This window comes from Okeania sp. SIO3I5, from assembly GCF_010672085.1.
Lineage (GTDB): Bacteria > Cyanobacteriota > Cyanobacteriia > Cyanobacteriales > Microcoleaceae > Trichodesmium.
In genome coordinates this window covers 17,814-20,621 of sequence record NZ_JAAHHT010000096.1, presented here as the reverse complement: position 1 = coordinate 20,621, position 2,808 = coordinate 17,814, and the positions used below count along the sequence as shown (strand labels likewise).

Here is a 2,808-nt window from a genome sequence, read left to right as displayed (position 1 = left end):
AAAAAGGAAAACCGACGTGGGAAGACCGAAACAGGAAGAATTAAACAATTACTGAAAAATTCCGATTTTGGCTTTTCTTATCTGTCAAGATGAAAATCAAATTTTTCGACTATATCTACTTAATTAGCTAGCTTGAGAAAAAAGGAAAACCGACGTGGGAAGACCGAAACAGGAAGAATTAAACAATTACTGAAAAATTCCGATTTTGGCTTTTCTTATCTGTCAAGATGAAAATCAAATTTTTCGACTATATCTACTTAATTAGTTAGCTTGAAAAAAAAGGAAGACAGAAGTGGAAAGACCGAAACAGGAAGAATTAAACAATTACTGAAAAATTCCGATTTTTGGCTTTTATGACTGCCAAGATGAAAATCAAATTTTTCGACTATATCTACTTAATTAGTTAGCTTGAAAAAAAAGGAAGACAGAAGTGGAAAGACCGAAACAGGAAGAATTAAACAATTACTGAAAAATTCCGATTTTTGGCTTTTATGACTGCCAAGATGAAAATCAAATTTTTCGACTATATCTACTTAATTAGCTAGCTTGAGAAAAAAGGAAAACCGACGTGGGAAGACCGAAACAGGAAGAATTAAACAATTACTGAAAAATTCCGATTTTGGCTTTTCTTATCTGTCAAGATGAAAATCAAATTTTTCGACTATATCTACTTAATTAGCTAGCTTGAGAAAAAAGGAGATGTAGCAACAATGCGCGAGATTTAGTATTACTTATAAATATTAAAATGAAAATTTTACCCAAAGAAACTACTTCCATGTTGACTAGAGATGGAATACGTTTAGATGCTGATATTTATCGCCCTGATGCAAAAGGTGAATTTCCAGTAATATTAATGCGACAACCATACAGTAGAGCGATCGCCTCAACGGTAGTTTATGCTCATCCAAAATGGTACGCTTCTCATGGTTATATTGTGATTATTCAAGATGTCCGAGGTAGAGGTACATCCGAAGGTAAATTTCAATTATTTACCCATGAAATTGAAGATGGAATTGATACTATTAATTGGGCGGCAAATTTACCAGGTAGCACTGGCGAAATAGGAATGTATGGATTTTCTTATCAAGGCATGACTCAACTATATGCTGCTAGTGCTAAACCTCCAGGTCTAAAAACAATTTGTCCGGCAATGATAGGTTATGATTTATATAAAGATTGGGCATATGAAGGGGGAGCTTTCTGTCTACAAACAAACCTAGGTTGGGCAGTTCAACTAGCAACAGAAACTGCTCGTTTACGGAGAGATGAAAAATCTTATCAAGAGCTTTATCAAGCTTCGAGAAATTTGCCTTTATCTACTACAGTTCCTGCTTTACCCAAAGTGATTAATGAGTATGCAAAAGATTCTTTTTACCATCAGTGGATAGAAAATTCTCAACCTAATGAATATTGGCAAAACCTATCGCCAAATATGGAAAATGTAGACCTACCAATGTTACATATCGGTGGTTGGTTTGATACCTATTTACGAGGTACAATTCATTTATATAAAGAAATGATAGGTCGGAGTAAATTCTTACAAAAATTAATCGTCGGTCCGTGGTCTCATATTCCTTGGGGAAGAAAAGTAGGAGCTATAAATTATGGTTTAGCAGCTTCTAACCCTATAGATGATTTACAAATATTATGGTTCAACCAATTTCTCAAAGGAATAAATACAGGCATATTTGAGCGATCGCCTGTTTCTTTATTTGAGATGGGAAGTAACGAATGGCGTAATTTTGATTCCTGGCCTGGTAATAATTATAAGTTCTATTATTTAGCTAGTACAGGACTTGCTAATATTAGAGAAGATTCGGGAAAACTCACGGAAAGTTGCCAGGATATTTCTGCTGATGATACATTCGTACATGACCCTTGGCGACCTGTTCCTGGATTGGGGGGTCATGCAACATTTCCGGCAGGTTCTTTTGATCGTTCAGAATTAGATTGTCGCACTGATATTTTGACTTATACTTCTGAATTTTTAACTGAAGATTTACACATAGCGGGAGATATTTTTGTCGATGTATATTGTACGGCAGATACGAGTAGTTTTGACCTTTCTGCCGTATTGTCTGAAGTGACACAAAATGGCAATGTTTACAATTTTACTCAAGGTTATATTAAGGTTGTTGATAATGATTTACCAGTGAAAATTTGTTTACAACCAACTTGTATGAAAATTGAGAAAGGTAATGCTATAAGATTGAGTTTAAGTGCTGCTTGTTTTCCTGCTTATTTAATTAATCCAGGGATAGATAAACCACCAGGGGAAGTTCGATTAATTGATGCAAAAATTATTACGATAACTGTTAGTTCAGGGAAAAATTATCCTTCTGTAATTTCTCTATCTAAGGGAGTAGCTATCAGTTATCAGTGATCAGTTATCAGTTATCAGTACCTCATTTTTTATTCAATTAATTTTCCTTACTCAGAGATGATTGAGTATTCAGAAATTTTTCTCAAGAGCAATACGCAAAATCTTCTCATCTTGTGCAGCGCCCCATAAATCCTTGTTTTTCCCCGATCAAATATTTCCATTTATCCCTCCTAGGGTGAAAACCACCAACATTTTCATTCTCTAAAGCTCCCCGAAAAAAATCGGCGCGTCGAAGAATTTTGGGTTCCATCCTCACAATTTTTGTGATATCATAAATACTATAAGGGGTAACTCGCCCATACGCATGACTTTTTATTCAATTAAATTTCCTAGCTCAAAGAGAATCAAATATTCAGGAAATCTTCTTATCTTGTGTAACTTCCCATAAACGCTTGTTTTTTCTCATCAAATTTTTCCATCTATCT

At 34.7% G+C, this 2,808-nt stretch carries 1 protein-coding gene; it reads left to right on the top strand.

Features of this window, described 5'->3' with window-relative positions:
• Positions 1-745: 745 nt before the first annotated feature.
• Positions 746-2,383, top strand: coding sequence for a CocE/NonD family hydrolase (locus F6K40_RS20895; RefSeq protein WP_293139031.1), 1,638 nt, complete (start codon positions 746-748; stop codon positions 2,381-2,383).
• Positions 2,384-2,808: the final 425 nt, after the last annotated feature.